We start from the raw sequence: 19671 nt of genomic DNA, 5'->3' as shown, positions 1-19671 counted from the left end.
GCGACGCTCCCCGCACGCTCCCCCGAATGCACCCTTGCGCCCGGCCTCCACCGGCTTGCGCACCCCCGCGTGCGGGCATGCCCGGTCCGACGTCCGACAGCGTCGAGCGGGGGGAGGTGCACGGTGCACGGACCGGCTTCGCCCGGCTGGCTGCTCGTCGCGCTGTGCGCGGCGGCGGGGGCCTACTGTCTGCTGCGGATGCGCAGCGTGGTCGAGGATCAGCGCCGCACGGCCGGCGGCGAGGCCCTCATGGGGTTCGGCATGGCGGCGATGGCCGTGCCCGCGGCCGTGGTCGCCCCGCCGCACTGGGCCTGGCTCGGGTACGCCGCGGTGTTCGGCGCGGCCGCCCTGCGCGCACTGTGGGCGGCCCGCGGGGGCGGGCATCATCTGCACCATCTGGTCGGGACCTGCGCGATGGTCTACATGGCGGGCGTGATGGCCGCTTCCCCCGGCCACCACCACGCGCACGGCGGTTCCGGGGTGCCGCTGGTGACCGGGGCGCTCCTTGTCTACTTCTCGGCGTACGTACTGCTGTCCGGGGTCAGGCTGCTCCCGGTCACGGCCGTGGCCGGGAGCACCGGGAGCACCGGGAGCACCGGGAGCACCGGGAGCACCGGGAGCACCGGGAGCACCGGGAGCACCGGGGCGAGGCTGCCCGGTGCCGCCCGGACGCCCGGCTGGGGTGATCGTCCCGAGCTGTCGCAGGCGTGCCGGCTGTCGATGGGGATCGCGATGCTCGCCATGCTGGTCACGCTCTGACACCCGCGCCCGCCACCCCGTGAGACCGCGCCCGCCGGGCGCCGCGAAACCGTGGTGTACGTCACTTTGCCGTCGCGGCCCGTATCCCCCGGCGACGCTCCGCTCATAGGCTTCGGCCATGATGGTCCCCGCGGCACTGTTGCTGCTCGGCGCCCTGGCCGCCGTGGTCGCTCCACGGCTGCTCGCCCGGGCGGACTGGCCGGACCGCGAACCCGTGGTCGCCCTGTGGGTGTGGCAGTGCGTGGTGGCGGCCGTTCTGCTCTGCTGTGCGCTGTCCATGACGCTGAGCGCGGCCGCCGCGTGGGGGGCGGTGCGCGGCCATGTGTTCGCTCCCGCACCCCACTCGGTCGTGAACGCCTACGCGTTGAGCGCCAAGGGCCCATGGGCCGCGACGACCGCGGTGGCGCTCGCGTGCGGGGGCGCCTGGACCGCGGCGATGCTGGTCCGCGAGGTGCTGGGCGCGCGGGCGCGCCATCGTCACAGCCGTGCGGAACTGCGCCTGCGCGCACCGCTGTTGCCCGGCGAGGAGCCCGGCAGCGATCGGCTGGTGGTGCTGGAGGGCGAGCGTCCGGACGCCTGGTTCCTGCCCGGTCCCGCGCCCCAACTCGTCATCACCACAGCCGCGTTGCGCCGCCTCAAGGGGCGCCGTCTGGACGCCGTGCTCGCCCACGAGCAGGGGCACGCGCGGGCCCGGCACGACTGGCTGCTGCACTGCTCGGCCGCGCTCGCCGTCGGCTTCCCGCAGGTCCCGGTCTTCGCGGCGTTCCGGGACGAGATGCACCGGCTGGTCGAACTGGCCGCCGACGACATGGCGTCTCGCCGTTTCGGGCGTCTCACCATCGCCCTCGCGCTGGTGGAACTCAACGAGGACCGGGGCGTGTTCGGCCCCTGTCCGACGCCGCAGGCCCATCTCCCGGCGCGTGTGCGCCGCCTCCTCACCCCTCAGGACCGGCTGACGCCGTCGCGACGGCTGCGCCTGACGGCGGCGGCCACCCTGGTGCCGGTCGTCCCGCTGCTGGTGACGTTCGTACCGGCGCTGCGGGTCCTCGGCTGAGACGTCGCGCGCGAGCCCGCGCTCGTTCCGGTTCAGGGGGCCGGTGCCGAGTGGTTCCGCCAGATGCCGAGTGGTGCGGAGCGGGTCGGAGTGGTTCCGCGTCCTACCCGGTTCCCCGGCCCGCGCGCGAGGCCGCACCGACCGCCGTGACGCCCCGACCGCCGTGACGCCCGGGCCGACCTGCCGCCTGTCCGCCTTCCGTCTTTCCGGTCGACCGTCCGACCGGGTGTGGCTCAGGTTGCGCCGACCCCCCGAACGTCCTCCGCGGCCGGGTCGCCGGCGCGCCCGCGGAGATCCCCCGCGGACACCGGCACGGCTCTGCGCGCCCTTGACCCGGGCGGGCCGCGCCACGAAGGATCGCCCTCATGACGATCAAGTGCGTGCTCTTCGACTTCTCCGGCACCCTGTTCCGTGTGGAGTCCACCGGGTCCTGGCTGCGTGCCGTGCTGGCGGAGGCCGAAGTCACCCTCACCGAGGCAGAGTTGACGAGAAGCGCGGCCGAGCTGGAGGCAGTCGGCGCGCTCCCCGGTGGCGCCGTCCCCGTACGACCGCTGCCCGCGGAACTGGCGGAGGTGTGGCGGCGGCGCGACGAGAGCGCGGCGGCGCACCGGGCCGCGTTCACGGGTGCCTCCCGGCAGGTGTCACTGCCCGATCCCGCGCTGCACGAAGCTCTGTACGACCGCCACATGAGGCCCGCCGCCTGGCGCCCCTATCCCGACGCGGCGGAGGTGCTCGCCGCGCTGCGTGAACGCGGGATCGCGGTGGGCGTGGTCAGCAACATCGGCTGGGACCTGCGGCCCGTCTTCCGCGCACACGGCCTCGACCCGTACGTCGGCGCCTACGTCCTGTCGTACGAGCACGGCATCCAGAAGCCGGACGTCCGGCTGTTCGCGGCCGCCTGCGAGGCGCTGGGGACGGAGCCCGGGAGCACGCTGATGGTCGGGGACGATCGCCGTTCCGACGCAGGCGCGGCGGCGCTGGGCTGCGCGGTGCACTTCGTGGACCACCTGCCCGTGGCGTCCCGGCCGGACGGTTTGCGTCCGGTACTGGACCTGATCGGCTGACCGGCCGCCGCACCTCCGCGCCTCCGCGCTCCGGGAGCCCTCGGCCTCTCAGCTCCGTCGGCCCGCGACCCGTCAGCTCTGGTAGCCCTCGACCTGCGAGGCCGGCCGTACGCGGGCCTCGTCCGGGTTCTCCCCGAACTCGGTCTTCGCGCGCCGCTGGCGCAGCAGGTCCCAGCACTGGTCGAGCTCGCGCTCCAGGTGCCCGAGCCGCTGATGTTCGGTGTCGGAGTCGATCTGCCCCGACGACAGCGCGTCGCGCAGCTGTCGCTCGTCGTCCACCATCGCCGTGATCTTCGCCAGGATCTGCTCTTGGTTCATGTCCGTAAGCCTCCTCGGGACTCGTGCCCACTGTAAGGAGATCCTCCCCCGCACCGCACGTCCGCCTGAGACGTTCCCCCGCGACGCCCCAGGCGGACGGCAGCCCGGAGCCGACCCCTGACGGAGCCGTGACCCGGACGACCCGAGTATAGTTGGCTGGCAGCCAGTCAACACGGGAGTTACAGGATGTCCCCGCGCAGCCCGTCGGTCAACGAAGAGCTGCGGCGGCGTTCCCGGGAGCGGCTCCTCCAGGCCGCGCTGGAGCTGGTGAGCGCGCGCGGATACGACGCGACGACGCTCGGGGACATAGCGGATCGCGCGGGATCCGCACGCGGACTGGTGTCCTACTACTTCCCCGGCAAGCGCCAGCTCGTGCAGTCCGCCGTGCACCGGCTGATGCACCGCACGCTGGAAGAGGGGCTGGAGCGCGAGCCGCGCACCGCGGACGGCCGGGAACGGATGGCGCGGGCCATCGACGCGGTCCTCGGCCTGGCCCGGGACAGGCCGGTCCTCATGCGTCAGCACATGGCCGGGATCCTGCAGGACGAGGGGTTCGTGCAGTGCCCCGAGCAGCAGCGGCTGGCGCAGCTCCTGCGGGAGACCGTGGCCGGCCACGGCTCGCCGGACGCGGCCACCGACTACCCGATGCTGCGCGCGCTGCTCATGGGCGCGGTGTACGCGGCTCTGGTGCCGGGTGCGCCGATGGCGGTACCGACGCTGCGGGCGGAGCTGTTCGAGCGCTACGGCCTCGACTGGGAGATGGGGGTCCCGCCGGACACCGAGGTGCCCGGCGGGACGTACGGGGCGGATCTGTCACGGTTCTTCGCGACCGGCCGCCTGCCCGACGATCAGTCGAAGTAGTCCGGCTGTGTCTGGACGTTGAGCTCGCGCAGGCGGACCCGCTCGGCCGGGTCGGTGCGCCGGTCGCTGAGCTTCAGCACGTCGAAGCCCTTGGCGATGTCGTTCGAGTAGATGTAGCCGTTGTAGTAGTACGCCGACCAGGAGCCGCCGACCTGGAGCGTGTCGGTGTTCAGCGGGCCGCGCTCGAAGTAGGCGATCTCCTTCGGGTGGACGGAGTCGGTGAAGTCCCAGACGGAGACGCCGCCCTGGTACCAGGCCTGGACCATGAGGTCCTTGCCCTTCACCGGGATGAGCGAGCCGTTGTGGGCCACGCAGTTCTCGGTGTCCGCCTGGTGGCGGGGGATCTTGTAGTAGCTCCGGAAGACCAGCTTGCGCCGGTCGCCCTTGCCGACGATGTCGTAGATGCCGTCGGCACCGCGGTTCGGACCGATGGCCGCGTTGCAGGTGGCCGCGCCGCCACCGCCCAGTTCGTCGGTGAACACGACCTTGTCGGCCTTCTGGTTGAAGGTCGCGGAGTGCCAGAACGCGAAGTTGACGTTGTCCTGGACCTGGTCGATGACCTTCGGGTGTTCGGGGTCCTTGATGGAGAACAGGATTCCGTCGCCCATGCAGGCGCCCGCCGCGAGGTCCTTGGAGGGCAGCACGGTGATGTCGTGGCAGCCCGTGGTCTTCGAGACGCCCGGGTTGGTGGGCGAGCCCGGGTTGCCGCCGCCGTCGGGTCCCTCACCGGGGAAGAGCACCGGGAAGTTCACCACCGCGGCCTTCTCGGGCGCGTTGCGCGGCACCTTGATGACCGAGATGCCGTCGTGCGGCGGTTGGCAGTCCGGGAACGTGGCGCTCGGTGAGTACGAGGACACGTAGATGTAGACGTTCTTGCGCTCCGGCACCAGCGAGTGGGTGTGCGAGCCGCAGGCGGTCTCGACGGCGGCGACGTACTTCGGGTTCGCCTTGTCGGTGATGTCGAAGACCTTCATGCCCTCCCACGAGGACTTCTCGGTCGCGGGCTGCGTCGTGCTGGTGCACGAACTGTCGCTGCGCGAGGAGTCGGTGGACAGGAAGAGCAGGTTGCCGGAGACGGAGATGTCGTTCTGCGATCCCGGGCACAGCACCTGGGAGACCGTCTTCGGGGCCTTCGGGTTGCTGATGTCGAAGATGCGGAAGCCGTCGTAGTTGCCGGCGAAGGCGTACCGGCCCTGGAAGGCGAGATCCGAATTGATGCCGGGCAGGGCTTCCTTGGGGATGTTGGCGAGGTGCTGGACGTTGTCGGAGTGGACGATCTCGTCCTGTCCGGGTATCTCGCCGCTAGCCATCGCCGCCTTCACCTCGGCGGCGTCGCTCCGGGAGACCTTCTCCCGTGCGGCTGGGCCGTCCCCGGGGTCGGGGGTCGCGGCCGCCGGGCCGGCCGTGAGCAGCGCGGCCAGGAGTCCGGCCGCGACGGCGGCAACTCCCAGGCGTCTGTGCCGCGTTCGGGGATCGTTCAACAGGGTCACTGCGTCCTCCCTTGTAGCCGTTCGCAGAGGAACGGTTCACGGACCCCAGAAGTATCGTCTGCCCCATGCGCTGATCAACAGATGGCAACGTACTCGTAATGAGACTTTCTGATCAGGCACGTTCGGAAGCGTGCTAGGACGGTCATGAACACCCGTGAGGTGTAAGCCGATCCGTGTGTCCCAGGAGGTCGCTGTGCTCTTCCGCCGTTCCCCTCGCGCGTCCCTGGTCACGGCCGCGCTGGTGGCCGTCGTCCTCACGCTCGGGGCCTGCGACGACTCCGGCGCCCCGGCCGACTCCGGCAGGACGGGCGGCCCTTCGGTGATCGCGCCCGGCAAGCCCGGCGAGGCGGCCGAAACTCTCTCCGCCGACGATGCCGCGAAACGGCGCACCGAGGACGACTCCCCCAACTCGGCGGACTTCGCCTACGCGCGGATGATGATCGAACACCACACCCAGGCGCTGGAGATGACCCGGCTCGCCCCGGGGCAGGCCGGGTCCGGCCGGGTGAAGGCACTCGCGGCACGCATCGCCGCCTCGCAGGGACCCGAGATCAGCACGATGAAGGGCTGGCTCGACGCCCACGACGGGGACGGCCACGCCACGCGGCACCAGCACGCGGCGATGCCCGGCATGGCCACCGAGGCCCAGCTCAAGGCATTGCGCGTGGCCCGTGGAAAGGTCTTCGACCGGCTCTTCCTGAAACTGATGATCACGCACCACGACGGGGCGGTCTCGATGGCCACGGACGTGAAGGCCCGGGGCAACAACATCCAGATCGAGGAGATGGCCGACGACGTGATGGCCCAGCAGACCAGTGAGATCAGCAGGATGCGCGCGATGTCGTGACGGTCCGCGGCCTTCGGCGATGCTCCCCGCGGCCGCTTCGACGACGTACATGACAGGAGGTCAGGAGCTCCTCGCCGCGCACCCGGGCCGTCCGTCCGGGCGATCAGCGCCGGTGACCTGTGCCGGCCGTGACCGGTGGCGCACACGACCGCCCCGACCGGATCCGCCCCTGCCGCGCGCCCCGGTACTCCTCGGCGACCGGCCGACGCGCCCCGCGACGCCAAGCGGCCCGGTACGACGGGCACGACGGGCACAGCGGGCACGACGGCTACGGCCGGGCGGCGCCCTCGCCTGGGCCTCGGCCCGCACCGCGCCGCCACGGCCGCCGCGCACCTCGGCGGGGGCGGTCCCCCACGAGAGGTGATCGATCCATACGGACGGACACGCACACGTGTACCGCGCGCCGCACCCTGTCAGTGGGCCATGAGTGGTGCGATGCTGGAGCCATCAGCGATCCCCTCGGGCTGTTCCGGTTTCGGGTTTCGGGTTGGGAGTTCCGCCGTGCTGCATGTCGCCGTCGTCGGCTCGGGGCCCAGCGGGGTCTACACCGCCCAGAGCCTCGTACAGAGTGGGCTGCCCGAGATCCGGGTGGACGTCCTCGACCGGTTGCCGTGCCCCTACGGCCTGGTCCGCTACGGCGTGGCCCCCGACCACGAGAAGATCAAGTCGCTCCAGAACAATCTGCGCGCCGTCCTGGAGGACGAGCGGGTGCGGTTCCTCGGCGGCGTCCAGGTGGGCCCCGGCGGCGTGCCGGCCGAGCGACTGCGCGAGCTGTACCACGCGGTCGTGTACTGCGTGGGAGCCGCCACCGACCGTCACCTCGCGGTGCCCGGCGAGGAACTGTCCGGCAGCTGGTCGGCGACCGAGTTCGTCTCCTGGTACAGCGCGCACCCGGACTCCGTGACCGACGGAGCCGCCGGATTCGTGCTCGGCACCCACTCGGCCGTGGTCATCGGCGTCGGCAACGTCGCGGTCGACGTGACCCGGATCCTGGCCCGCGGCGCGGCCGAGCTGAGCCCCACCGACATTCCGCAGGCCGCGCTCACCGCGCTGGCCGCGAGCACCGTGACGGAGATCAGCATGGTCGGGCGGCGCGGCCCCTCGCAGGCCCGCTTCACCACCAAGGAGCTGCGCGAGCTGGGCGGGCTGCCGGACACCGACGTCGTGGTGGACCCCGACGAGTTGGCGCTCGATCCGCAGTACGCCGACCCGTCGGCGCTGCCCGCCGCCCAGCGCCGCAACGTGGAGGTGCTGCGCGGGTGGGCCGCCGCGCCGCCACGGGGCCGTCCGCGCCGGATCCGGCTCCGGTTCTTCCTCCGTCCCGTCGCGCTGCTCCCCCGCGACGGCGAGCCGGGCGGTGCCGGCGGCCGGGTGGGCGCGGTGCGCTTCGAACGGACCGCGCCCGACGGGCGGGGCGGGGTGACGGGCACGGGTCGCCACGAGGACATCGCGGCGCAGCTGGTGCTCCGCTCGGTGGGCTATCGCGGGGTTCCGCTCGACGGACTGCCGTTCGACGCGGAGCACGGCACGGTGCCGCATCTCGCGGGGCGGGTGCTGCGGGACGGGGCGGTCGCCCCGGGCGAGTACGTGGCGGGCTGGATCAAACGCGGCCCGACGGGCGTCATCGGGACCAACCGGCCGTGCGCGAAGGAGACGGTGACCGCGTTGCTGGAGGACGCGCCCGATCTCGTACGGCGTGAGGTGCCCGGCGACCCGCTCGCGGCACTGCGCGCGGACGGCGTCACGCCGGTCGAATGGGCCGGCTGGGAGGCGATCGAGCGGGCGGAGGCGGAGCTCGGGGCCTCCCTCGGGCGCGGTGTCGTGAAGCTGCCCGACTGGACGTCACTGCTGACGGCGGCGCGGACGACGACTTCCTAGCGTCCGCCGTCGGCGGCGGACGGCGGCTTCCTGGCGTCCGGCGGCGACGGCGATTCCTGGCGTCCGGCGCGACCCGCGTCCGTCATCCGGAGCGAGGGTCCGTCGGAGTCGTTCGATGTTCCGTGGGCATGACACACACCGGCAACAGACCGGAAATCAACAAACTGTTCAAGCCCTTTACGGTCTCGTGCCGACCGGAGGTTCCGCACGCCGTCCGGCCGTCCCCGATCCGCCGCCGCCCCTGGAGTGCCCATGGCGACCACCGCACCCGTGCATCCCGTCGACGAGGTCCCGCCCGTACGCAGTCTGGCCGCCTTCGGGTTGCAGCACGTGCTCGCGATGTACGCGGGAGCCGTGGCCGTTCCGCTGATCGTGGGCGGCGCGATGAAGCTCTCGCCGGCCGATCTGGCGTATCTGATCACCGCCGACCTGCTGATCTGCGGCGTCGCGACCCTCATCCAGTGCGTGGGATTCTGGCGTTTCGGCGTACGTCTGCCGATCATGCAGGGCTGCACGTTCGCCGCGGTCTCACCGATGGTGCTCATCGGAACGACGGGCGGCGGACTGCCCGCGATCTACGGCTCGGTCATCGTCGCGGGCCTCGCGATCATGCTGCTGGCGCCGGTCTTCGGCAGGCTGCTGCGCTTCTTCCCGCCGCTCGTCACGGGCACCGTCATCCTGATCATCGGCGTCTCACTGCTGCCGGTCGCGGGAAACTGGGCGGCCGGCGGCGTCGGCGCGAAGGACTTCGGCGAGCCGAGGAACCTCGCGCTCGCGGGCTTCGTGCTGGCCGTCGTCGTGGCTGTGCAGCGGTTCGCGCCGCCCTTCCTGAGCCGGATCGCGGTGCTGATCGGCATCGCGGTGGGTCTCGCCGCGGCGGTGCCCCTCGGCTTCACGGACTTCGGCGGTGTCGGCGACGCCGACTGGCTGGGGATCAGCACGCCGTTCCACTTCGGCGCGCCGTCCTTCCGCGCCTCCGCGATCGTCTCGATGCTGGTCGTGGCACTGGTGACGATGACGGAGACCACCGGCGACCTCATCGCGGTGGGCGAGATGACCGATCGCCGGGTCGAGCCGCGCGCGCTCGCCGACGGGCTGCGCGCCGACGGCCTCTCCACGGTCCTCGGCGGGGTGTTCAACACCTTCCCGTACACGGCGTTCGCGCAGAACGTGGGCCTGGTCGGCATGACCCGCGTGCGCAGTCGCTGGGTGGTCGCCGCCGCGGGCGGCATCCTCGTGCTTCTCGGCCTGCTGCCCAAACTGGGCGCGGTGGTCGCGGCGGTACCGTCGCCCGTACTCGGCGGCGCGGGTCTGGTGATGTTCGGGACGGTCGCCGCGAGCGGGCTGCGCACTCTGGCCGCGGTGGACTTCAAGGGCAACCACAACCTCACCGTCGTGGCCGTCTCGGTCGCCGTGGGCATGCTCCCGGTCGGGGTGCCGACGGTCTACGCGAAGTTCCCCGACTGGTTCCAGACGGTGATGAACAGCGGGATCAGCGCCGGCTGCCTCACCGCGATCGTCCTGAATCTGCTCTTCAACCACCTGCCGGGGCGGCCGGGAGAGCAGGAGGGCGGCGCGGCCGCTCCGGACGCGCCCACCGTCACCGCCTAGCAGCTCTGGAGGCGTCCACGGTCACCACCCGGGCACAGGCTCAGCCGTCGCCCCGCTCCGACTCCTGGCGTGCCGCCGCGGCGAGGACGCAGCCGATGAGTCCCGGGAACAGCGTGTCGAGGTCGTCCGCGCGCAGCCCGTTCATCTTGGCCGTGCCGCGGTAGACCTGCCGGATCACCCCGCTCTCACGGAGCACCCGGAAGTGGTGCGTGGTGGTGGACTTGGTGACGGGCAGGTCGAAGTGCGAACAGGACAGCTCGTCGCCGTCGGCGGCGAGCTCGCGCACGATCCGCAGCCGCATCGGATCGGACAGCGCGTGCAGCACGCCCTCCAGGCGGATCTCCGCACACGTGGGGTGCGCGAGATCCCGGCTGCTGCCGGCGGGGGCGGTCGTCACGGTGGCTCCAGTCCTCGGGGCGGCCGGTCGTCCGGGCACCGCCGATGGCGGGCCTCCTCGATCGGCCTTCCGGTCCCCATTGTACGAGACCTCTCGTAGTTTGACACTTGCCGTACTACGATGTTTTTCGTAGTAACGACATTCCGGTCCCGCGATGAATGGAGTCCGCCGTGAGCGCGCTCTTCGAGCCCATCACCCTGCGCGATCTGACGATCCCCAACCGGGTGTGGATGCCCCCGATGTGCCAGTACTCGGCCGCGCCGGAAGGACCGTCGACAGGCGCTCCGAACGACTGGCACTTCGCCCACTACGCCGCGCGCGCCACCGGCGGCACGGGCCTGATCGTCGTCGAGGCCACCGCCGTCTCCCCCGAGGGCCGGATCAGCCCGTACGACCTCGGCATCTGGAACGACACCCAAGTGGAGGCGTTCCGTCGCATCACGCGCTTCCTGCGCGACCAGGGCACGGTGCCCGGGATCCAGCTCGCGCACGCCGGGCGCAAGGCGTCGACCGACCGCACCTGGACGGGCGGCGCGCCGGTCGGTGAGGGCGCGTACGGATGGCAGCCGCTGGCTCCGAGCGCGCTGGCGTTCGACGAGCGTCATCCGGTGCCGACCGAACTCACGGTGGCCGGCATACGGGAGATCGCCGGCCGGTTCGCGGACGCGGCGCGGCGCGCCCTGGACGCCGGGTTCGAGGTCGTGGAGATCCACGGCGCCCACGGCTACCTCGTCAACGAGTTCCTCTCCCCGCACTCCAACCGGCGCACCGACGAGTACGGCGGCTCCTACGAGAACCGCGTCCGCTTCGCCCTCGAAGTCGTCGACGCCGTCCGCGAGGTCTGGCCCGAGGACAAGCCGCTCTTCTTCCGCGTCTCCGCCACCGACTGGCTGGACGAGGGCGGCTGGGGCGCCGACGACACCGTCCGTCTGGCCGCCCGGCTCCGGGAGCACGGCGTGGACCTGCTGGACGTCTCGACGGGCGGCAACGCCTCGGGCGTACGCATCCCGGTCGGGCCCGGCTACCAGGTTCCCTTCGCGGCGCGGGTCAGGGCGGAGACCGGTCTGCCCGTCGCCGCCGTCGGTCTGATCACCGACGCCGAGCAGGCCGAGAAGATCGTCGCCAACGACGAGGCCGACGCGGTCCTGCTGGGCCGCGAACTGCTGCGCAACCCGTCGTTCGCCCGCCTCGCGGGACGGGAACTCGGCGCGGACGTCCACGTGCCCGCGCAGTACCACCGCTCCGTCTAGGTCGTGTCCGCCGCTCCCCCGGGAGACCGGCGCCCCGGGGCCCCGGCGGCCTGCGGGGACGCCGGATTCCGGTGCGGTCTCCTTGGGAGCGGGGCCAGTTGGAGCCGGAGCCGGCCGTACGGCTCGTGCGCACCGGCCGGTCCAGCCGGTGCTCGGCCTGGGCGAGACGGTCCTGGAGCGCCCGCGCGCCACAGCCGGACGGCCGCGGACCCGCCGGGCGGGAGGGGCGCGGACGGCCAGGCCGGATCGAGGGGCCTGTCGTGGTCGCGGCACACCCCGTCGGCCTCGGCCCGGAGGCACCGGGTCCGGTCAGTTCCCCAGCAGCCGGCGCAGCCATCGCAGGCGTGCCGCCTTCGTGTCCTGGGACAGGGCGGCCTGCGGCGCCAGCTGGTCGTATCCGTGGAAACCGCCCGGCCAGACGTGCAGTTCGGCGCGACCGCCCGCCTGCCACATCCGGGTGGCGTACGCGACGGCCTCGTCCCGGAAGGTCTCGGCCGAACCGACGTCGATGAACGCCGGGGGCAGTCCGGAGAGATCCCCGGCACGCGCCGGGGCGGCGTAGGGGGAGACGTCCGGGCCGCCGCGCGCGTCGCCGAGCAGGGCCGTCCACCCCGTGTCGTTCGCCGTACGGTCCCACAGGCCGAGACCGGCCATCTGGTGGCTGGACGGGGTGTCGTTGCGGTCGTCGAGCATCGGGCAGAGCAGTACCTGCCCCAGCAGCGCCGGGCCGCCGCGGTCCCTGGCGAGCAGGCCCACGGCCGCGGCAAGGCCGCCTCCCGCGCTGCCGTCGGCGACGACGATCCGGCCGGCGTCGAATCCCAGTTCCGCGGCGTGTCCGGCCGTCCACACCAGTCCCGCGTAGCAGTCCTCGACGGGCGCCGGGTGCGGGTTCTCGGGGGCGAGTCGGTACTCCACGGAGACCACCGCCGTGCCCAGTTCGCTCGCCCAGCCGAGGATCTCGGCGACGCCGGAGCGCCTGTCACCGACCACCATTCCGCCGCCGTGCGTGTGGTAGACGACGGGCACGGTGACATCGGTCCCCGTGGGCCGGCAGACGAGCAGGGAGATGTCCGGGGCGCCCCGCGGCCCGGGAACCGTGCGGTCCTCGACCTCGAAGGCGCCGTCCATGGTCAGGTCGGAGTCCGCTCCCTCCCACGCCGCCATCTCCTCGCGCAGCGCCGGGATCATCCCGGGGTACAGGGCCGGCGACATCTGTTCGGAGACGACTTCGAGTGCGGCGGCGAGTTCCGGGTCGAACGGCGGGGGCGGCCCCACCCGGAACTGCTCGTTCCCGGTGGAGGATGCGGAGGGTACGGCGGTCATCGGCACTCCCTGCGTCACGGTCACGCCCCTGTGACCACTGCCGTCATGGTGCCCCGGGCCGGCTGTACGGAGTAGCCGCCGTCCGGCGGAGAACTCCCGCCGGACGGCCGGTGCTCCGTGGACACGCATCGGCGTCCGCGCCCCGGACCTTCGTGGTCCGCGCCCCCGGCGAGCGGTGCCGCGCGGCCGGGCAGGGGCGGCGGGAGATCCAGGTCACCCGGGCCCCCTGTCACAGATCGGCCCACCCTCCCGGTCATAGGTGTGTATCCGCAAACGTCGATCGTCAGGAGATCACCGTGGAATCGCGTCTCAACTACTTCGGCCACCCCCTCGCGGGAAAGGTGCTGAAGCACATCAACACGGCCGGCAAGGTGGTGTCGGAGACGACGCTGCCGCTCACGGTCCAGGAACTGGTGAAGATCCGCGCGAGCCAGATCAACGGCTGCGGTTTCTGCACGGACATGCACACCAAGGACGCCGCGGCGGCCGGTGAGACCGAGCAGCGGCTCCACCTGGTCGCGGCCTGGCGTGAGGCCACGGTCTTCACCGATGCCGAGCGGGCCGCACTCGAACTGGCCGAGCAGGGCACTCGCATCGCCGACGCCGCCGGTGGTGTGACCGACGAGGCGTGGGCCGACGCGGTCAGGCACTACGACGAGGACCAGCTCGTCGCCCTGATCTCCCTCATCGCCATCATCAACGCCTACAACCGCATCAACGTCATCAACCAGCAGCCCGCCGGGAGCTACCAGCCCGGCCAGTTCGGCTGACCGACGTCCGCCCGCCGGGCACGACCGGTCCGTCTCCACGCCCCCCGACCGACGGCGGGGAGACGGACCACCGGCGTCGAGCGGGTGGCCCGTTCGGGCGGACGCCCTCGCCGCGACGACGATGTCCGGCGCGCACACGACCCGCTCGGCGGCACACATGTCTTCGGACACCTGCCTCTCTTTCCCACGCTCTTCGAAAAGGGGAAACCCATGTCCGGCTCGAACACACCCCGTTTCACGGATCTTGTCGCCATCGTCACGGGGGCGGGGTCGGGAATCGGCCGCGCCACCGCGATCGCCTTCGCCGAGTCGGGGGCACACGTCCTCGGTGTGGGACGCCGCAAGGACGCCCTGGAGGAGACGGCCGGCGCCCACGCCGGGATCGCGGTCCTGGCGCTCGACATCCGCGAGGAGGGCGCCGCGGACACGGTGGTGGCCACCGCGGTGGAGCGGTGGGGCCGGCTCGACGTACTGGTGAACAACGCCGGTGCCGCGGCCGTGATGCCCCTCGCGGAGAGCGAACGGTCGGTCGTCACCGGCCTGTTCGACCTCAACGTGATCGCGCCGAGCATGCTCGCCCACGCGGCCCTGCCGCACCTGCGCGAATCCTCGGGCTCCATCGTCAACGTCTCCAGCACCTACGGGCACCGCCCCCTGGCCGGCGGAGCGCACTACGCCGCCACCAAGAGCGCCCTGGAGCAACTGACGCGCAGCTGGGCCCTGGAGCTCGCGTCCGACGGGGTACGGGTCAACGCGATCGCCCCCGGACCCACCAAGACGGACGTCCTGGTCGCGGCGGGCCTCTCCCAGGACGCCATCGACGAGTTGCGCGCCCACGAACGCGACCTCATCCCGACCGGCCGCCTCGGGGACGCGGAGGACATCGCGGACTGGATCCTGCGTGTCGCCGACCCTCTGAGCAGCCATCTGACCGGCCAGGTGCTGACGGTCGACGGAGGACTCGAACTCGTCTGACCGGCGTCCCGGCCCGCGGGCGGCGCACCGACCGCGGGCCGGGCGGAATCCGTCCGTCCGCGGGCCGCGCGCAGTCCGCCCGGCCTCGGACCGCGCGCGTCGCGCGGTCCGAGGCCGGGCCGGGGTGCGAGTGAGCGGGCTCAGCGGGCCTGGTCGGTCGGCCGGATCAGGATCTCGTTGACGGCCACGTGATCGGGCTGGGAGAGCGCGTACACGACGGCGCCCGCGATGTCCTCGGCCTGGAGCGTCCGCATGGACTCGGCCATGTTCTTCGCCATGGCCTGGATGGCCGGGTCGGTGATGTGGCTGGTCAGCTCGGTGGCCACGAAGCCGGGTTCCACGACGACGACCCGTACGCCCTGCTCGGTGACCTCCTGGCGCAACGCCTCCGAGAAGGCGGTGATGCCGAACTTCGTGGCCGCGTACACACCGCTCGCGGCCGACGACGTACGCCCTGACGTCGACGAGATCTGCACCACCGCCCCCTTGTGCCGGAGCAGGTGCGGCAGGGCCGAGTGGACCGCGTACATCGATCCGAGCAGGTTGGTCTCGACCATGCGCGTCCACTCCGTGGTGTCCGCGCCCAGGATCGGGCCGCTGAGCATCACGCCCGCGTTGTTCACGAGCACGTCGAGGGCGCCGAAGCGCTCGACGGTCGCCTCGACCGCGTCGCGCACCGACCGCGGGTCGGTGACGTCGAGTTCGAGGGCCAGCGTCTCGCCGGGGGCGTCCTGCGCGAGGGACCGCACGCGGTCGGCCCGCCGGGCGCCGGCCGCGACCCGGGCACCCGCCTTCGACAGGGCGATCGCGATGGCCCGTCCGATGCCCGACGACGCGCCGGTGACGAGGACGACTCTGCCTTCCAGAGTGTGGTTCACAGGTTTCTCCCAGAAGTTCGTGGTTCGGGATGCCGGACCCGCCGGAGGCCCTCAGGGCAGCCGGAAACAGGCGGGACAGAAGATGACCGCCGGGTCACGTTGACCGTAGCAGCTAATATGACCCTGTGGTCATGTTGGTGATAGGCTCCTCTTCGTGAGGAGGCACACGTGACCGGTACGACGGCCGCCACGGGCCAGAGGGCGGACATGGTGCGCAATCGGCGCCTGCTGCTGGAGGCCGCGACAGCGGCGTTCGCGGAGCACGGGGTCGAGGTGCCGATCGGTGAGATCGCCCAACGCGCCGGCCTCGCCAAGGGCACGGTGTTCCGGCACTTCGCCTCCAAGGAGGAGCTGCTCGCGGCGATCACGCTCCAGTTGCTCGACCAGCTCGTCCGCGCGGCGGAACGGCTCCTGGAGGCCGCCGACGCGGAAGCCGCGCTCCGGGAGTTCATGACCGACGGGGTGGAACTGCTCGCCGCCGACCGCGCGTTCTGCGAGGTGATCGGCCGCCCCTCGCTGCAGCATTCCGGGGTACGGGACACGATCGGCGTCCTCTGCGTGGCGGCCGAGGCACTCACCGCCCGGGCACGCGAACAGGGCGCCGTCCGCCGCGACGTCACGGGAACGGACGTCGTGCTGCTCCTCGGCGGCATCCACCAGACCGCGGCGCCGCTGCTGGCCACACAGCCGCAGGCGTGGCGCCGCTACCTCGAACTGGCTCTCGACGGCCTGCGCGCCACCGACGCGAGCCCCCTGCCGGAGCCGCCGCCCGACCGCCCGCACCTCGCCTGATCCACGACGCCCCGTCCCGCGTCGGAGCGGTCGACGTGTCACAAACGCCGGTGGCGTCCGGTCTCTCCTGCCAGGGGCGCCGTCGCGCACACCGGGGAGACCTGGCGGTCACCATCACGAAAGAGCCGGCGCACGCCCCGTTCACAGGACGCAGCGCGACCGATTGGGAAAGGGATGACCGGCATGTCGTATCCGAAGCGGGTGTACATGGGGGACGACGGCGAGGTCAGCGCGGACTTCCGGCCCGCGAAGACCCCACCGAACGTCGGCACGGCCGGCGGTGACGCCATCCACTACCTGGCGACCACTACCACCACGCACGGCGAGTTCGGGCTGTACCGGGTCGAGATGCGCCCGCACGCGGGCGGACCCAAGACGCACTTCCACAAGACCATCTCGGAGTCCTTCTTCATCCTCGACGGCACGGTTCGTCTCTTCGACGGCGCACAGTGGGTCGATGCCCGGCAGGGCGACTTCCTCCATGTGCCGCAGGGCGGACTGCACGCGTTCCGCAACGACTCCGACTCGCCGGCCGACATGCTTCTGCTCTTCACCCCCGGCGCGCCGCGTGAGGAGTACTTCGAGAAGCTCGCACTGCTGGCGGAGGCGACGGACGAGGAACGCACCGAATTCCTCCTCAAACACGACTCGTACTTCGTGGACTAGCCGGCGGAACACTCCCCCGCAGTAGCCGCCCAACCGCCGCTCGGTCGCCGCCCAACCGCCGCCTCGCGGCGGGTCAGGGCCCGGGACGCGGGGCGCGCAGGTGGGCCCGCCGCGCCAGTTCCTCCTCGTCGACCAGCGTGAGCATCGGCATGCCCGGCGCGCAGAACATGGTCACGACGAACCGGCAGGGCGCGTCCGTACGGGCGTTTCCGTCCTGGTAGTGGATGACGTCACCGCCGGGCTCCCAGAACGTCCCGCCGGCCTTGACGACGCGTTCCGGTTCACCTTCGAGTTCGAAGCGCACCTCGCCCTCGATCACGTAACCGAAGGCCGGTCCCGAGTGGCGGTGCGGAGGAGTACCGGGGTCACCGGGCGGCCACTGGACGAGGATCGTCATCCCCGAGGCGCCCTCGGGGACGTGGGGCGGCCGGGCTTCCTGCAGGACCGTGACCGCTGTCTTCCACGCCTCCGAACGCGGCGCGTCCGGCGTCTTTCCCGATGAGTCGTTGTCCGGCACTGGCGACTCCCTCCGTGCTGGTCCCCGCTCGACGGTGTCCGTCGCTGATCCAGCGTGCACGGCTCCGATCGGGAGCACAACACGAGGCCCGCACCGCAGGTCGGGACGTGTGTCCTCACCACGCGTCCGGCGCCGACGGCCGGTAAAATGGGGGGCACCGAACCGGAAGGAGTTCCATGTCCGCCGGGGATGACGCAGGCTCCCTCGATCGGGCGACGAGGGATTTCGTCGCGGCCCGTCCCCAGCTGTTCGGTATCGCCTATCGGGTCCTCGGCAGCGCCACCGAAGCCGAGGACATCGTGCAGGAGGCCTGGCTGCGCTGGCAGAAGACGGACCGCACCGACATCCACGAACCCGCCGCGTTCCTCGCCACCGTCACCGCCCGCCTGGCCATCAACCTCGCCCAGTCCGCCCGAGTACGACGGGAGACCTACATCGGACCCTGGCTGCCCGAACCCGTCGACACCAGCCTCGACCCACAACTCGGCGCCGAACGGGCCGAGGCACTCGACATGGCCGTCCTCTTCCTCCTGGAGAAACTCAACCCGGTGGAACGCGCCGCCTACGTCCTGCGCGAAGCCTTCGCCTACCCCTACGGACAGATCGCGGACATCCTGGAGACCAGCGAGACCAACACCCGCCAACTGGTCAGCCGCGCCCGCAAACACCTCGCCGCGGAACGCAGGGAACCCGTCACCCCCACCGCCCACCGCAGACTGCTGGAAGTCTTCCTCGCCGCCGCACAGACAGGCAGCCTGACCGCACTCGAAGACGTACTCAGCGCCGACGTGGTCAGCTACGCCGACGGCGGCGGCATCCGCGGGGCATCCCGGATTCCCGTCGTCGGCCGCCCCCACGTCTCCAAATACCTCGCCGCCTTCGCCCCACGCTTCTGGCCCGGAACCGACATCCGCTGGGTCGAGAGCAACGGCACCCCCGCCGCCCTCATCTCCTCCCAGGGACACCCGATGGCCCTGCTCTCCGTCGACGCCTCGCAACGCGGCATCGAACGCCTCATGTGGGTCATGAATCCCGCCAAACTCGAACCCTACGTGGCATCACTGAGTGCCTGAGGCATCTTTCGGCACGGTCCGCGCCGCCCTGCTCGACCAGGGCGGAGACCCCTGACACCGGGGTGACGTGGAAGCGGCTGCCGCCGGTCCGCCCGTGACTGTCACAACCGGGGTCGCCTCTCGGTCAACCGACTGTCCGAGACCCGGGGCTTGCCCATGACACGAAGGCGCGGGACACATGGCACTTGGCGCATCCGCCTCGCTGGGCTCCGCCCGGGGGCGGCCCACTCGTACGGGCTGTCGACGTGGCCCGGCACCGACGTGCGCCCGCCCTCCCGCGACGGTGCCGCCTCCGCGGGCGGCCCCGCACGGCGAGGCCCGCGGAGCCACGCGGTGACCGACGGGATCCGGCTGCCCCCGCCGTCCACCGGCGGGGACTTCGACGGGGAGTCCTTCGCTCCCCTCTACACCACGGCGGTGAACGTCGTCGGAGGGACGGCCCGGCACGGGCGGGCCTCGGGAGGGGCCCGCTCGGCCGACGGGGTCCTGGACCTCGACCTCCGCATGCCCGCCGAACTGGGGGGAGACGGCCGGGGAACCAACCCCGAGCAGTTGTTCGCGGCGGGTTTCGCCGCCTCCTTCCACGGCGCGCTCAGCCTGGTGGCACGCCATTCGGCCTTCGACCCCGCCGCGATCTCCGTGGAGGCGACCGTCGCGCTCGGGCGCGACCCCGGGGACACCGGCTACCTCCTGCGCGTCGACCTCGTGGTGAGGTGGCCCGGCGTCGACCCCGAGGCGGCCGCTCCGCTGCTGGCGCGGGCCGACTCGCTGTGCCCCTACGCGAAGATGACCCGGCGGGGGACGCCGACGAACGTCACGCTCGCGCCGTAGCCGCGACACCGGCCGCCCGTTCGGCTCCGCCGGCCGCCGCCCGGGTTCCCGCGCGGTGGCGACCGGCACACCGCGACCGCCCGCGCGCGGCCCGCTGACGGATCCGGCCCGGTCGCTCGTCACCTCCGGGCCGGACTCCGGCGGCACGGCCCTCTCCGGCTCCCCCGCACTCCGGCACTCGGCTCCCTGACACACCGGCACACCGGCACACCGGCAAGAGCGTGTCGCCGGACGGCGTCCCGTCGTGACGGCGCCCGCGCGTGGGGCCGCGCGTCGGCCCCCGCGGCCCGGGTGCGGGCGACGGGAAGCGGTGTCAC

The 19671-nt window shown here is 72.2% G+C and carries 20 protein-coding genes; 14 read left to right on the top strand and 6 right to left on the bottom strand.

Going from position 1 to position 19671, the window contains the following annotated elements:
- Positions 1 to 123: 123 nt before the first annotated feature.
- From GFH48_RS35365 to GFH48_RS35355, 3 genes are all read left to right on the top strand, one after another.
- Positions 124 to 759 (top strand): DUF5134 domain-containing protein, encoded by a 636-nt coding sequence (locus GFH48_RS35365; protein ID WP_153292138.1) that lies wholly within the window; start codon positions 124 to 126, stop codon positions 757 to 759.
- A gap of 118 nt (positions 760 to 877) precedes the next feature.
- The gene (locus GFH48_RS35360; protein ID WP_153292137.1) at positions 878 to 1813 is read left to right on the top strand and encodes a M56 family metallopeptidase; all 936 of its coding nucleotides are present in this window, start codon (positions 878 to 880) and stop codon (positions 1811 to 1813) included.
- A 365-nt stretch (positions 1814 to 2178) separates the two neighbouring features.
- Positions 2179 to 2877 carry an HAD family hydrolase gene (locus tag GFH48_RS35355; RefSeq protein WP_153292136.1) on the top strand — a complete coding sequence of 233 codons (699 nt, stop codon included), beginning with the start codon at positions 2179 to 2181 and terminating at the stop codon, positions 2875 to 2877.
- A 72-nt stretch (positions 2878 to 2949) separates the two neighbouring features.
- On the opposite strand, the gene GFH48_RS35350 is transcribed toward GFH48_RS35355, so the two are convergent.
- On the bottom strand, positions 2950 to 3195 hold the full coding sequence (locus tag GFH48_RS35350) for a DUF2630 family protein (protein ID WP_153292135.1): 246 nt from the start codon (positions 3193 to 3195) through the stop codon (positions 2950 to 2952).
- Positions 3196 to 3381: 186 nt separating this feature from the next.
- On the opposite strand from GFH48_RS35350, the gene GFH48_RS35345 reads away from it, so the two are divergent.
- Complete coding sequence (locus GFH48_RS35345; protein WP_153292134.1) at positions 3382 to 4056, top strand: TetR/AcrR family transcriptional regulator; 675 nt, start codon at positions 3382 to 3384, stop codon at positions 4054 to 4056.
- Here GFH48_RS35345 and GFH48_RS35340 read toward each other — a convergent pair.
- Positions 4044 to 5546, bottom strand: coding sequence for an LVIVD repeat-containing protein (locus GFH48_RS35340; RefSeq protein ID WP_153292133.1), 1503 nt, complete (start codon positions 5544 to 5546; stop codon positions 4044 to 4046). The genes GFH48_RS35345 and GFH48_RS35340 overlap by 13 nt on opposite strands.
- 193 nt (positions 5547 to 5739) lie before the next feature.
- Between GFH48_RS35340 and GFH48_RS35335 the strand changes: the two genes are divergently transcribed.
- From GFH48_RS35335 to GFH48_RS35325, 3 genes are all read left to right on the top strand, one after another.
- Entirely contained in the window at positions 5740 to 6393 is a 654-nt protein-coding gene (locus GFH48_RS35335; RefSeq protein ID WP_153292132.1) for a DUF305 domain-containing protein, read from the top strand.
- Between the two features lie 501 nt (positions 6394 to 6894).
- Positions 6895 to 8271 (top strand): FAD-dependent oxidoreductase, encoded by a 1377-nt coding sequence (locus tag GFH48_RS35330; protein WP_153292131.1) that lies wholly within the window; start codon positions 6895 to 6897, stop codon positions 8269 to 8271.
- A gap of 252 nt (positions 8272 to 8523) precedes the next feature.
- Entirely contained in the window at positions 8524 to 9882 is a 1359-nt protein-coding gene (locus tag GFH48_RS35325) for a nucleobase:cation symporter-2 family protein (protein WP_153292130.1), read from the top strand.
- A gap of 40 nt (positions 9883 to 9922) precedes the next feature.
- Here the strand turns inward: GFH48_RS35325 and GFH48_RS35320 are convergent, their stop codons facing one another.
- On the bottom strand, positions 9923 to 10279 hold the full coding sequence (locus GFH48_RS35320) for an ArsR/SmtB family transcription factor (protein WP_153292129.1): 357 nt from the start codon (positions 10277 to 10279) through the stop codon (positions 9923 to 9925).
- Positions 10280 to 10449: 170 nt separating this feature from the next.
- Between GFH48_RS35320 and GFH48_RS35315 the strand changes: the two genes are divergently transcribed.
- A complete protein-coding gene (locus GFH48_RS35315; RefSeq protein WP_153292128.1) occupies positions 10450 to 11529 on the top strand; it encodes an NADH:flavin oxidoreductase/NADH oxidase in 1080 nt (359 codons plus the stop codon).
- A gap of 309 nt (positions 11530 to 11838) precedes the next feature.
- On the opposite strand, the gene GFH48_RS35310 is transcribed toward GFH48_RS35315, so the two are convergent.
- Positions 11839 to 12852 carry an alpha/beta hydrolase gene (locus GFH48_RS35310; RefSeq protein ID WP_153292127.1) on the bottom strand — a complete coding sequence of 338 codons (1014 nt, stop codon included), beginning with the start codon at positions 12850 to 12852 and terminating at the stop codon, positions 11839 to 11841.
- A 296-nt stretch (positions 12853 to 13148) separates the two neighbouring features.
- Here GFH48_RS35310 and GFH48_RS35305 point away from each other — a divergent pair, with 296 nt between their 5' ends.
- Together GFH48_RS35305 and GFH48_RS35300 are read left to right on the top strand one after the other, a co-directional pair.
- Positions 13149 to 13622: a carboxymuconolactone decarboxylase family protein gene (locus tag GFH48_RS35305; RefSeq protein WP_153292126.1), complete on the top strand. Its 474-nt coding sequence runs from the start codon at positions 13149 to 13151 to the stop codon at positions 13620 to 13622.
- Positions 13623 to 13832: 210 nt separating this feature from the next.
- On the top strand, positions 13833 to 14597 hold the full coding sequence (locus GFH48_RS35300) for an SDR family NAD(P)-dependent oxidoreductase (RefSeq protein ID WP_153292125.1): 765 nt from the start codon (positions 13833 to 13835) through the stop codon (positions 14595 to 14597).
- Between the two features lie 140 nt (positions 14598 to 14737).
- On the opposite strand, the gene GFH48_RS35295 is transcribed toward GFH48_RS35300, so the two are convergent.
- Positions 14738 to 15475 carry an SDR family NAD(P)-dependent oxidoreductase gene (locus GFH48_RS35295; RefSeq protein WP_153292124.1) on the bottom strand — a complete coding sequence of 246 codons (738 nt, stop codon included), beginning with the start codon at positions 15473 to 15475 and terminating at the stop codon, positions 14738 to 14740.
- 168 nt (positions 15476 to 15643) lie between these two features.
- On the opposite strand from GFH48_RS35295, the gene GFH48_RS35290 reads away from it, so the two are divergent.
- Both GFH48_RS35290 and GFH48_RS35285 read left to right on the top strand, forming a co-directional pair.
- Complete coding sequence (locus tag GFH48_RS35290; protein WP_228121112.1) at positions 15644 to 16267, top strand: TetR/AcrR family transcriptional regulator; 624 nt, start codon at positions 15644 to 15646, stop codon at positions 16265 to 16267.
- A gap of 183 nt (positions 16268 to 16450) precedes the next feature.
- Positions 16451 to 16933 (top strand): cupin domain-containing protein, encoded by a 483-nt coding sequence (locus tag GFH48_RS35285; RefSeq protein ID WP_153292123.1) that lies wholly within the window; start codon positions 16451 to 16453, stop codon positions 16931 to 16933.
- A gap of 73 nt (positions 16934 to 17006) precedes the next feature.
- On the opposite strand, the gene GFH48_RS35280 is transcribed toward GFH48_RS35285, so the two are convergent.
- The gene (locus GFH48_RS35280; protein WP_455431624.1) at positions 17007 to 17375 is read right to left on the bottom strand and encodes a cupin domain-containing protein; all 369 of its coding nucleotides are present in this window, start codon (positions 17373 to 17375) and stop codon (positions 17007 to 17009) included.
- 251 nt (positions 17376 to 17626) lie between these two features.
- Between GFH48_RS35280 and GFH48_RS35275 the strand changes: the two genes are divergently transcribed.
- Both GFH48_RS35275 and GFH48_RS35270 read left to right on the top strand, forming a co-directional pair.
- Positions 17627 to 18523 (top strand): RNA polymerase sigma-70 factor, encoded by an 897-nt coding sequence (locus GFH48_RS35275; protein WP_153292121.1) that lies wholly within the window; start codon positions 17627 to 17629, stop codon positions 18521 to 18523.
- Between the two features lie 333 nt (positions 18524 to 18856).
- Positions 18857 to 19354 (top strand): Ohr family peroxiredoxin, encoded by a 498-nt coding sequence (locus GFH48_RS35270; RefSeq protein WP_153292120.1) that lies wholly within the window; start codon positions 18857 to 18859, stop codon positions 19352 to 19354.
- Positions 19355 to 19671 lie beyond the last annotated feature (317 nt).

The sequence above is a fragment of the Streptomyces fagopyri genome, assembly GCF_009498275.1.
Taxonomy (GTDB): domain Bacteria; phylum Actinomycetota; class Actinomycetes; order Streptomycetales; family Streptomycetaceae; genus Streptomyces; species Streptomyces fagopyri.
The sequence above is the reverse complement of the archived record's forward strand: the minus strand, read 5'-3'. Positions and strand labels throughout refer to the sequence as shown.